This window comes from Sharpea porci (genome assembly GCF_009695655.1).
Taxonomy (GTDB): Bacteria; Bacillota_I; Bacilli_A; order Erysipelotrichales; family Coprobacillaceae; genus Sharpea; species Sharpea porci.
This window is the reverse complement of the sequence record NZ_VUNM01000047.1, coordinates 1-10866: the sequence shown is the minus strand read 5'-3', so window position 1 is coordinate 10866 and position 10866 is coordinate 1. Positions and strand designations below refer to the sequence as shown.

Sequence of the window (10866 nt, the reverse complement as noted above, 5' to 3'; positions counted from 1 at the left end):
AAAAAGAATCCCTTTGAGGGATAGCGAGCGTCAAGAGCGGTAGCTTGAACGAAGTGAAAGCAAGCGCCTTTAGACGCGAGCAGGTATTACAGGCTTATAGCCGCAGTTCAAACCACGCCTTTTAGGCTTGGTTTTGATTGCGGTAAAACAACAATTTACTTAAGTAAACATTAAGTAATATATAAGTAAAATGTAATGGAGTCCATAAGAAAATACTGTCTTTTTATTTTAACAAATGATGCTATTATACAGTTGACAAAAGGACGGGAAAAGGGAAATGAAAAAAATCAAAAAGACAAATTCAATGAAAACAGCTGCTCTTATTGCAGCAATGACAATTGCACCAATGGTATCTATTGTACCAGTACATGCAGAAGGTACGACTACTACAACTCCAACAACAAAAACAACAACTACTACTACATTTGATAAGTATGTTCTTATGAAGAAGAATGCGAATGTTCCTAATGCTACATTCAGTTATACAATTGCACCTTTATCAGATGATGAAATGAGTGCTGTTGTTGATACAAATGATACTAATCTTACAATTAGAAAGGGTATTGGAAAGCCAAAAGTTAGTACTACAGAATTCAAAGCTGATCAGACTACATACACTAAAAACGCTACAAGTACAACAAATCAAGGCTCACAGACTTATACATCAACAGAAGAAGATAATGTCGATGGCTTAAATAATGATAATAAGTATGCTAAGACACAGGCTAAAGTTGACTTCACTGGTATCAATTTTGTACAGCCAGGTGTTTATAGATATAAGATAACTGAAAATACTACTTCTGAAAAGGGTATTACAATAGATAGCTCACCACGTTATCTTGATGTCTATGTTGAAAATGTCAATGGTGCTAACCAGATTACTGGCTATGTCTTCCATACAACAAACGCTGCACAGGCAAAAGATGGTACTAAACCTGAAGGCAAAAACAAAGGCTTCACAAATACTTATACAACTTACAATCTTAATATTACAAATAAAGTAACTGGTAACCAGGGTTATACAGATGAAACATTCCATTATAATGTTGTCATTACAAACCTTGATGGTGGTGAAAAGATTGATGTTACTGACAAGGATGGCCACACAATCAAGACTGTAACAGCAGATAAAGATGGTAATGTATCATTTACTACTGATGTCAAAACTGGCGACAAGATTATAATCAATGGACTGAATAATAATGCCCATTATACAATCACACAAACAAGTAATGACTATACAACAACAGCTACAAAAGATGGTTCAAATATTGGTTTAAGTCATGATGGTACATCTCATACATATACAACACCAAATGAAGAATTAACAAATGATGATACAGTAGAATTCACAAATAATCGTAGCGGTGTTCTTCCAACAGGTATCTATCATAACAATAGAGCAGCATTTGCGATTGCCGGTATTGCTGCTATGGGCGGATGTCTTGCTATTGCTGTAAAGAAACATCGTAAGCATCAGGAAGATGCAATGAATGACTAATCAATGAAAACCAAAAGAATTCTTTATAAATGGCTATGGCCATTAGAGAAACTTCTTATTCTTACGCTTGTCATTGCGGTTGTCTTGATTTTCGTATTCAGCTTCCATATTTGTAATGGTTCAGCAATGTATCCTACACTGAATGATGGTGATATGTGCTTGTTTTATCGTCAGGATAAACCTGGCAGAGATGACATTGTATCCTATCATACAGCTGATGGCATTAAGATAGGCCGTGTTGTTGGGATTGCTGGTGATCAAGTGAGTGTTGATCATGGCAAGCTCTACATCAATGGTTATGAACAGGAATCTTTCTATACGGTAGCTGGTGAAGTACAGGAACATGTAGTGAAGAAGGACAGGCTCTTTGTAATCAATGACTATCGCCTTGATCAAAGTGATTCGAGAAAATATGGGGATATTGCTTTGAAGAATGTTGAGGGTGTCTATTTTGCTTCATTGAGAACGGGAGGTCGTTCATGATGCCAAAGAAGAAAGAGAGTTTGTTGGAAAAGCTTCATGAATATGATGGACGTACAAGTGAGCAAAGAATCTATGTTATTGTTAATCATGTTGTGGATTTCTTTATTACAGCAGTGATTGTCATTGCGTTAATTCTTGGTGGTTATTCCATATATATCAGTCAAAGACAGCTTCATAATGCCCAGGCTGGTTATCTTGGCTATACAATGGAGCAATTAGGTGCTGTTGGCTGGATTACCATAGACCATACCGATATCAACTATCCAGTTATGCAAGGAGAAAGCAACACGGACTATCTCAACAAGAACCCCTTAGGTCAGATATCTGTTTCTGGCAGTATCTTTCTTGATTCAGCTTGTGCATCTGATTTTAGTGATCCTTACAATATTATTTATGGACATCATATGGTGCAAGGAAAAATGTTTGGTGCACTGGATGATTTCCAAGATTTCAGTTATCTCAAAAAACATACAACAGGACAACTTAAGACAAGAAATGGTGTGAAATATAAACTTCATATCTTTGCTTGTATAAGTGTCAGTGCCAAGAATACAACAGTATTTGATGTTACAAGAAAAGACAAAGATGCTGTTGAAAAGCTTGCTGAGGAAAAGGCAAAGGGGAAAATATTGGATTTTGATTCATCTGATCGACTTGTTGCTTTATCAACATGTCAGGATGTGGAATCAATGGACCGTACTGTTGTACTAGCAACTATAAGCTAAAGGTGTCATATGACACCTTTTTGGAGGATATTATGCAAAAAATAGGAAAGGCTCTGATCATGCTTGTGATGGGCATGTTGCTTTGTGTTTCGCCTGTCTATGCTTTAACGCAAAAGACAAATGCATCCATCCCAGTCACATGTATAGGCAAGTGTACTTTGACACTTTCAAGTGTTAATGCTGGTGAAGAAAAGCAGATAAAGACGCTTGATAATGAAAAAGGACAATTCACACTCACATTTGAAAAGCCTGGTAATTATGAATACACATTAAGTGATCAGACAGGCAAGAGTTATCAAGTAATCATTGCGGTGACAAATGGCAATGAAGGTACACTTCAAACAAATGTTGTGGCAACACTGGATGGCAAACACAAAGATACAATCAGCTTTGGCAAACAAAAAGAAACCATACCACAACCTATCAAGCCAGTTGAAAATATCAAAAAGCCTACACCACAAAAACACAAAACAAATAAAAAAGGCTTGTTTGTATTAACAGGTGACTCAACGCATATTGCTATATGGGTTGTTACTGTTGTATTAACAGCGCTTATAATCATTATGCTTTTAAGACATAGAAGAAGGGAGGAATAAGCTATGATAAAGAAAATGCTTAATAAAGTATCAGCGTTGTTGTTATCAGTATTGATGATTGCCTCTCTTATGTCATCAGCAACAATAGTTCATGCGGAAGATACAACAAACAAAAGTATTATTCCTACATTTAAAGCTATTTTATCAAGTGGGGCAACACTTAAAGATAATAAGTATGTCTGGGATATTACTGATCATCCTGATACACATAAATTTATTTATCATATCGATTATGAATTATCGAGTACTACAGATATTCCTGCAGGTGGAGTCAAGATTACCATTCCTAAATCGATTCTAAAAGATCGAGATGGTAATCCAGCTGATGCTATTGATGTCTCAGTGCCATCAGAGGAAGAAGCGAAGAGTGCTACAAAAGATGATGAAGTCAACTACACATGGACTTCTAGTAAAGATAAAGATGGAAAAGATGTCATTGTCATCAGCAATATCACAACAAGAAAAGCAGAATCAGGCTTTATTGAAGTCAGCTATTCACCTACCAAATCAGCATTTGATTATAAAGATATGCAAGAAAGCAATCCTTTCCAGGCAACAATTACTGTCAACGGTGAAACAAAACAAACTGATCCAATAAGTGTGGCTATGAATACACAGGTTGGTGATAGTGCTTCAACAACGTTACATGCTCCAACTGATTTCTATAAAGATTGGCAATCTTCTTGGGGTACTCAGCCTAATGGAACACAAGGTATGCATTTCTTAGTATGGGATGCTGAAACGAATATCAATAATTCAACTCAGCCTTATACATTGAAAATAGAAAATACAACAGTATCACCTGATTTAAAGTTTGTAGGCTATTCTCTTAATAATGCGAATGGTCCTTATACAACAACAAATCAAATTGATAACCAAACGAGCAGTAAACGCCATGACTATATCTTGACATACTATGATCCAGCTAAGTATAAAGATAAGGATGCTTACAGCTTTACTGATAGCGTAAAAACTACACTCATCCCTAAGGACACTATTGATAGTAATATCATTAATACATCAAAGGCTACATGGAGTTATGAAGATCCAAAATTTATAGCTTATCCTGCAACAGCAAATGGTTATAAGAGGGGGAATCATACAATCTATGAAAACTTTAAAGATAACAAGATAAGTGATAGTAACGCATTCTCCTATAAAGCCTGTACATATGCTTATGGCGGAACATGGACAGCTAATGATTCTAAGGATCCTACTAGCTATGGAAAAAAGAAGATCACTTATATAGTTGGTGATGATAAGCTTTATCTTAATGACAATATTACATCAAAGAATAGTAGAGATTTCACAATTCCTAAAGATGCTAAGCCATTAGGTAGTGATGACTATCAGATTAAATCTGCAAAGTGGAGTATCTACACACGATATAGACTATTTAATGATGAAACGAAGAAGTTTGAAGAAACTACACATGAATATTTAGATCAGGATATTGTTCATTTTGAAGCAAAGGTGAATGGCGAATATAAAGAAGTAGCCACATATAAACTTGGCACAAAAACACCAACAATATTAGATGATAGTATTGTTGAATCATTGAATGATAAAGAAATTGTGTTTAAAGATAATAATGTAACAGGTATTCGTCTGTCTACATCTAATGCCTACTGGTATGCAGAGCTTAATGTGTCACCAGTTATTCATTTAAAAAATTCTAAAAAAGTTACTGACGCAATTAAGAACGATAAAGAACTTAAGCTTCATAATATTTCAATAAGTACAATCAAATCAAACGATAATAAAACATTATTTGAACAGCAGTGTTATGCTTATGATCGTGCTGTTTCCCCAGAAAAACATTCATCTATTAAAAAAGAAGTAGTATCTACTGGTTCAAATAAAGTTAAAAAGAAATATACTCTTCGTTGGAAGATTTCTCCACGAGAAACACTCACAACCAATTCAGGTACAACTTATATCAAACAAAAATCAGGAACATTCTATGATTTATTACCTAAGGGTATGCATCTTGAAAAAGGTAGTATAGATGTTGTTACTGATCAAGGTTCTTTAGACAAGAATTCCTATAGCTATAAAGTAACACAGGACTATCGCAATAGTGGCAGGGATATGGTTAAGATTACTGTTCCTGTTGCAGCAGAATTCTATGATGTTTATTTGAATTCTGAAATAAGCTGGGATGCAATTAAGGACTATGGTGATGCTGTCATCAATCCTGTTGCCTATGAAACAGGCAATGATGATATTACAGATGGCTTTAATGATGATGGTGGTAAGCTTACTAACTCAAATAAGCAATATATGACTTCTCTTGATTCTAAGTGTAAGACTGAGCGTTTCCTATATGATGAATCAAAACATAACATTGATACTATTACTTCAGCTTTATCAGGCTTAAAGAAACAAGTTAAGTCTGAAAATGATACGGCTTATACAAATAGTACCTATGTAACATCAAATGGCAGTTATTCTTACCGTTTACGTTATGCGAATACAATGAACAATAATTCAAGCAATCTTGTCTTCTTTGATTCCTTAGAAAACTATAAATTAAATGGTAAGGGCTCAGACTGGCATGGTATTGTTAAGAGATTTGACCTAACACAATTAAGACAGAAAGGTGTTAATCCTGTTATCTATGTAAGCACACAAGAAAATCTCTCAATGGAAGATCATCATGATCTTACAGATACAACAATCTGGCAACCATTAACAGACTCCACAGATCTTACACAGGTTCATGCTTTTGCGATCGATTGTCGTAAGATGGCCGATGGTAAAGACTTTGAACTTAATGAAGGTGAATCATTGTCTGCTGTTGTCTACATGCAGGCACCAGATCATGTCAATGAAACAGAAAAAAGTTATGCCAAGGCTTATAACAACATCTATATTCAAAGTAAAATCATCTCTGGTAAAACAGCTGTTGATTATTTCAATCATGAAGATTATACAACAGTAAAGTATCATACTGCTAGTAACCTCACTATTCATAAGCAAAGTACACAAGACGCTAGTGTTTCCGTACCAGGAGCCACTTATACATTAACAGGTACTTCTGATTACAAGACAGAAGTAAATGAAAGTGAAACAACAGGTGAACAAGGCAATGCAAGCTTTGAAGATCTAGAAAAGGGTACATATACACTTAAAGAAACATCTACAACACCTGACTGGCTTGTTGACAAACATGAATATAAAGTTGTTGTCAATGACTCAGGTGAGATTACAATTGATGGACAAGCAGTTAATGGTCAGTATATCGTTAAGGATGTACCTCGTATTCATGGCGACATTAGCTTCATGAAGTATTCAACATTAAGTAATACACCTGCTGCAGGTACAAAGTTCCGCTTAAATGGCACATCGGAATATGGCACTGATGTCATGGAGTATGCAACAGCTGATGATGCAGGTAAAGTCACATTTAGTAATATTGAATATGGCCACTATACATTGGAGGAAGTCAGTGCTGCAAAAGGCTTCATTCCAAATGACAAGGAATATACAGCAACAATCTCTGATGCAGGCAATGGTGGTATTGTTGATGCTGAAATGCTTACGAATGGTATGCCTGTTATACGTAATGAACCATATCATAAAGTACAAATCTCAAAACAGTCTTCTTATGATGGATCACTACTTAAAGGTGCAACATTCAATTTGAGCGGTACATCTGACTATGGTCATCTCTATAGCCAGGATGCGACTTCAGGAAGTGTTGGTATTGCAACGTTTGATCAACTCGAACCAGGTACTTATGTACTCAAAGAAACAAAAGCACCAGATAAATTCTTTATTAATGAAACAAAATATGTTGTCAAAGTTAATAAGGATGACACTTATACTATTGATGGATTAGAAAAGAATGAAAATGGTTATTATCGTATAAATGATAATCCAAATGCCGATGGTCTAATAATTGTCCAGAAAGTCTGGAAGGATAATAAGACAAATGACCAAAGAAAGATACCTACTATTCGTATTTCTACAGATGTAAAACAAACATCTTCATATGCAGTATTTAGAACTGGTGAAAACCGCTCTCCGTTTTCTTATGTTGTAATGAACAAATATCCTAATGAATCTAGGGATTATTATCAAAAAATAATAACAGCTGTTATATTTGACCGTAACCAAGTTCCAAAAGAAGGTGCTGTTAGACTTGACTCGGATTATAATAACCCTGATGCAAGATATAAAATATATGGCTGGTTGACCGATAATGGGGAACTGCATTATTGGACAAATGCTCAAAAAATCTTTTTAACGGATGATACTGTAAATGTATTCTCATATTTACAAAATGCAACTCGGATTGATATGGATCCTATTGATACATCAGCAGTTACAACTATGAAAAATATGTTCCATTGGTGCTTCAAAGTGAAATCATTGGATTTATCTAAATTTGATACTTCTAATGTAACGAATATGGATGGTATGTTCTTCCGTTGTGATGGAGTTAAATCATTAGATTTGTCTCATTTCGATACATCAAAAGTAACAGATATGCGTAATATGGTGAATTGTTACAATATTGAGTCATTGGATTTAACTAATTTCGATACTTCTAATGTAAAAAATATGGGATGTATGTTCCAAACTTGTGAGAAACTTAATTCATTAGATATATCTAGTTTTAACATTCATAAAGTAGAGGATATTGGCGCTATGTTTAGATGGTGTTATTCTCTCAAAAATATTTATGTATCTGATGGCTGGGTTATACCTGAAAAATGTGATGTTGGGAGTATGTTTATTGGGGATACAGAACTATTTAAAAGTAAGCTTACGGTTACGGTTGGGAAAACTGAATATGATAATTACAAAAATAAAGATGGTAGATTTGGTAATAGAAAATATGCAACTTATAAAGAAGGTGGTCTATTAGATTATAAGTATACCCATGACATCCTAGCAACACTCGATAATGTTGTTAAGACTGTTACAAATACTGTGACAAATGCGATTGACACAATTGTAAATGGTGCAAGTAATAATGATACAACACAATCATCTACATATGTTTCTACTGATCCAAAGCAATGTACAATTGAAAAAAATGGGGATACTTGGGTTTATAAATTCCATGTTGTAGATCCTGATGCTAAATATTATGCTACCGAAGACTTTATGAGTGGATATACAAGCTCGTTAAATGGATATTATGCTGAAACAACAAAAGATAAACCTCTAACTATCACAAATACAGCTAAAAATTATTCTTCTCGAGATAAAGATGAAACATCATTCAAAATCATAAAGAATGTTGATGGTAAACAAATTGAAAGCATACCAGTATATGAGAAGTATTCACATACTTCGAATATAGATGATGCAGGTAAGGCAAAAGGCGTTTATAATAATTCTTTAAATGATACGAATGTTGTTACTATTCCAGGTGCTTCAAAGCTACATGTGAAGTTATATTATAGTACTGAAAGTATTTCGTATGACTGGGCATGTGTTTGGGCTGGTAACCATAGTGATTACAAGCCTGATGATCAGTCTTCATTAAGTCAATTAGGAGATGTAACCGGTAAAATAGGTGGTAATCCAATAAATGACTTCGAACATGCTTCAGTTCTAGAAGGCGATATTGATGGAGATGCTGTTACATTTGGCTTTAGAAGTGATTCAGCAGTTGGATACTATGGCTATTATGCAGTTGTAAAAGGATATGATCAAAATAATAACCTTGTACAAGCTGGTGTAAAGAAGGTTGCATCAGATACCAATGTTGTAGATGTTCCTAGTGAATATCAGAATAAATCATATATGTTTAATGTCACACTTTCTAATAATGATACATCTAAGCTTGCTGGTACAAAGATATTTGGTAATACAGTCTTTAAAGACGGTACTGCAAGAGTTGGTATTAAACCTGGGGAAACATTAAATATTAATGGATTACCTGCTGGCACTACTTATAAAGTTGAAGAAGATAAATATGCTGATTTCTATACTGAAAGTAAAAATTCAACTGGTAGTGCAAGTGCAACTTCAGCACCTACAGCAGTCTTCACAAACCACTATCAGAAACCAACAACGAATAAGAAAACTAATGGCTTTACATTAAAAAATACAGTCAAAGGTTATTATCAGAGTGTTGGCAAATATACATATAATGTATCATTTAAGAATCTTACTCCTGATAAGAAATATACACTTGATAATGGTCAAGCATTTACTGCTGATCATAATGGTTATGGTTATGTATCTGTAACTCTTGGTGATAAAGAAACTGTTACGTTCAATAATCTTGATGTTGGTGCTTCTTACAAAGTCACACAACAAGCAGAGAAAGATACAACACCAAGCTACAAGATTACAAATGATGCAACAGTTGGTGATATTGCCCAAAACTCTAATCAGGCTAACAAGAACGAATCTCTTTCAACTGCTTGGGAAAGTGTTGATGAAGGTGAAGATATTACTGTAACTTATATAAACAATGTTGTGAAATATCAGAATCTTGTTTTAAAGAATACTGTAACTGGTAAAGCACCTGATAAGTTCCATTACGTTGTAACATTTACGAATTTACCTGGAACAATTCAGTCTGATGCAGGCAATATTGTTCCTGATGAAGACCGTAAGGTAAGTGTTGATGTTTATCTAGATAATGATGAAACAATCACATTCAAGAATGTACCTGTTACAACAAAATATAAGATTATAGAATATGCGAATGCAGGTATTGCTAGCTACAAGCTCACAAGTGCTGATGAAACAAAAGCTAAATATGCCACAGAAAGTGATCATAAGACAGAAAGTAATCAAGATTTAGCGACAGATATAGAAACTGTTGATGAAGGTGAAGATGTTACCGTAACTTATCTCAATGTCATGCCTGAAGTTGCTCATATCTCTCTTACAAAGAAAGTACAAGGTCTTGAAGTACATCCTAATAAATTCTTCAAGTTCACAATCTCACTCACAAATGCGACTAAGAATCAAAACTACAGTATTGATTTGTCACAAGGTAGTGAAGAACATGATGGCATGAAGAATCCAATCTTTATCAAGACTGATAAAGATGGTAGTGCAAGTGTTGATATCTATTTGAAGCAGAATGATAAGATTGTGATTAACGACTTACCATTAACTGCTAGGTATAGTATTGCTGAAGATGACAATAATCATACGAAAGAGATTACTGTTAATGGTAATAAGGTAGAGAATATTAGTGAAAGAAATGTCGCAAATGAAGACGTTGTCTTTACAAACACATTCAATTACGTTTTACCAACAGGCTTTACAAACAGACATTCAATTGCTATTATCTGTGCAGTTATTATTATCACAACTCTATTACTTCTCATCTTTGCAAGAAAGAGAATAAGACATTAATAAAGGAAGGCTAAGGCCTTCCTTTATTCTTGTAAATATGTTTTTATATATGAAAAAGGTATTATTGTTGCTTCATAAAAAGCAACAACAATACCTTTTTTTATATATTAAGAAATTGGTTTCGTCATTCAAAAAGTTATATACCCACTTACATATGAAGTAAATGGGTATATAACTTAGCCTTCCTCAGTGTCATATTGAGATGTTTTTTCGATATTAGGAT

The 10866-nt window shown here is 34.3% G+C and carries 5 protein-coding genes; all 5 read left to right on the top strand.

The features are described from left to right. Nucleotides 1–277: 277 nt before the first annotated feature. From FYJ79_RS11905 to FYJ79_RS11885, 5 genes are read left to right on the top strand one after another with little or no spacing between them, the layout of a single operon-like run. Complete coding sequence (locus FYJ79_RS11905) at nt 278–1501, top strand: DUF7601 domain-containing protein (RefSeq protein WP_154518778.1); 1224 nt, start codon at nt 278–280, stop codon at nt 1499–1501. Nucleotides 1502–1504: 3 nt separating this feature from the next. Continuing rightward, nucleotides 1505–1984, top strand: coding sequence for a signal peptidase I (gene lepB, locus FYJ79_RS11900; protein ID WP_154518776.1), 480 nt, complete (start codon nt 1505–1507; stop codon nt 1982–1984). Continuing rightward, nucleotides 1981–2709: a class B sortase gene (locus FYJ79_RS11895; RefSeq protein ID WP_154518774.1), complete on the top strand. Its 729-nt coding sequence runs from the start codon at nt 1981–1983 to the stop codon at nt 2707–2709. The genes lepB and FYJ79_RS11895 overlap by 4 nt, the downstream gene beginning before the upstream one ends. 32 nt (nt 2710–2741) lie before the next feature. After that, nucleotides 2742–3305 (top strand): Spy0128 family protein, encoded by a 564-nt coding sequence (locus FYJ79_RS11890; RefSeq protein ID WP_195837090.1) that lies wholly within the window; start codon nt 2742–2744, stop codon nt 3303–3305. Nucleotides 3306–3308: 3 nt separating this feature from the next. Then, entirely contained in the window at nt 3309–10643 is a 7335-nt protein-coding gene (locus FYJ79_RS11885; RefSeq protein WP_154518770.1) for a SpaA isopeptide-forming pilin-related protein, read from the top strand. The last annotated feature ends 223 nt before the right edge of the window (nt 10644–10866 follow it).

Bases quoted from the DNA above. Each gene is read 5' to 3' on its own strand.
- FYJ79_RS11905 (WP_154518778.1), top strand. From the start codon at position 278: ATGAAAAAAATCAAAAAGACAAATTCAATGAAAACAGCTGCTCTTATT.
- lepB (WP_154518776.1), top strand. From the start codon at position 1,505: ATGAAAACCAAAAGAATTCTTTATAAATGGCTATGGCCATTAGAGAAA.
- FYJ79_RS11895 (WP_154518774.1), top strand. From the start codon at position 1,981: ATGATGCCAAAGAAGAAAGAGAGTTTGTTGGAAAAGCTTCATGAATAT.
- FYJ79_RS11890 (WP_195837090.1), top strand. From the start codon at position 2,742: ATGCAAAAAATAGGAAAGGCTCTGATCATGCTTGTGATGGGCATGTTG.
- FYJ79_RS11885 (WP_154518770.1), top strand. From the start codon at position 3,309: ATGATAAAGAAAATGCTTAATAAAGTATCAGCGTTGTTGTTATCAGTA.